Raw genomic sequence first — 1172 nt, 5'->3', positions numbered from 1 at the left:
TTTTCAAATATCGTCTACATTCCCTCCCGGTTTCAAGGGTTCTGGTCGCTCACAAGTCGTTGTCATGTGATAAGTTTCTCCCGTTTCAGCCGCAGATAAAATCCCTTCAATGGCTTCCGTGATATGCTGAATTAGCTCACCACTGGCACGATTTTTTGTACCTGTTTCAATTGATTTGGCAAGGTCTAACACCCCTAGACCTCTCGAATAATCCTTGACTCTTGGGAATAGTTCTGGTAAGTCGTAAAAGATTTCTTTTCTTGCCTGTGCTTCAGGCGTCTCTTGATAAATAACATCCGTATACTGTTCTTTTCGATACACTTTCGGTGTGCCACCACCAAAATTAGGGTCTGGATAAGTCAGTGTCCCACCATTGCCGTAAATTTCAAACATGGGTAGATTTGACTTGTAAATGTCGAAACTCATATTAAAACTCACAACCACACCCGTTTTCAGCTTAAGGATACCAGAATAATGCGTGGGAACTTCCGTTTTAATTTCCGCACCAGCATTTGCCCCAACATAGATATGTCTCGTCGGATTCCCCGTCACATCAAATGCCGTTACACAAGCAATCGGACCGAGCAAGGCGACAATCGCCGACAAATAGTAAGGTCCCATATCAAATAAGGGGCCACTCCCTTTCTTGTAAAATGCGACTGGATTGGGATGCCATGTTTCCACACCAAATGTTGTCATATTTGCTGTGACAAAAAAAGGTTTGCCGATGATGGCATTATCAAGGTAATAGCGCATACTTTGGAGACCCGATGCCAAAAAAGTATCTGGTGCACAACCAATCTTCACACCTTTTTCAGCGGCTAAAGCTAAAACTTCCTTTGCTTCTGTCAAGGTCGGCGCAAATGGTTTCTCACTGAACAGGTGTTTGCCTGCTGCGATAATCGCCCTATTGGTTGCAACATGAAATTGAGGAGGTGTTAAATTAATGACGATTTCAACCTCGGCATCATTTAACAATTCCTCTACAGTATAGACTTTCTTGATGTCAAATTCTGACGCTAGTTTTTGGGCAAGTGCGACATCAATGTCTGCACAGGCGACAATCTCAAGCTGCTGATAAAATGCTTTGATGTCTGCAAGGTAGGTTCTACTGATGACACCCGCACCAAGTATGCCGAGTTTAAATGTTCTCATCCTAAATTCCTCTCTGA

At 43.2% G+C, this 1172-nt stretch carries 1 protein-coding gene; it reads right to left on the bottom strand.

The features are described from left to right. Window positions 1–3: 3 nt before the first annotated feature. The gene (locus tag ACYQ21_RS15620) at window positions 4–1155 is read right to left on the bottom strand and encodes a Gfo/Idh/MocA family protein (RefSeq protein ID WP_460059602.1); all 1152 of its coding nucleotides are present in this window, start codon (window positions 1153–1155) and stop codon (window positions 4–6) included. Between the last annotated feature and the right edge of the window lie 17 nt (window positions 1156–1172).

The sequence above is a fragment of the Pseudolactococcus yaeyamensis genome (genome assembly GCF_054658615.1).
Note: the sequence above shows the minus strand (reverse complement) of the source record. Positions and strands in the feature narration are given on the sequence as shown.

Bases quoted from the DNA above. Each gene is read 5' to 3' on its own strand.
- ACYQ21_RS15620 (WP_460059602.1), bottom strand. From the start codon at position 1,155: ATGAGAACATTTAAACTCGGCATACTTGGTGCGGGTGTCATCAGTAGA.